Annotated in this window: 1 protein-coding gene; it reads right to left on the bottom strand. The window is 43.9% G+C overall.

The annotated features are described in order from the left end of the window. Positions 1-59: 59 nt before the first annotated feature. A partial coding sequence (locus tag ACFIK3_RS09750; RefSeq protein WP_375676638.1) for a phage head-tail joining protein occupies positions 60-255 on the bottom strand: 196 nt, incomplete at its 5' end.

The raw sequence follows: 255 nt of genomic DNA, 5'->3' as shown, positions 1-255 counted from the left end.
GGGATTGTGTTGACGAGAAATTTTAAAAAAGCCTGTGAGTTTATTGAAAAAACCAGCCATTAATAGCCTCGTGATATATTAAAATAGAAAACGCGTGAACGCTTGCGTCCTTCAAGGTTGGCTATTTGTGTGTTCAGCATCTCAAGCGCTCTGCGCAGTTCCTCAACAGAGCGGTTGCTTACTTGCTTATCGCCATGGCGCACCGATTGTGCTCCCGAATAAAGAGCTTCTTCAATTTGTTCACGCCGCCTTTTT

It is taken from the genome of Bartonella sp. CB10SXKL, from assembly GCF_042195515.1.
Classification (GTDB): Bacteria; Pseudomonadota; Alphaproteobacteria; order Rhizobiales; family Rhizobiaceae; genus Bartonella.
This window is presented reverse-complemented; position numbering and strand designations above follow the sequence as displayed.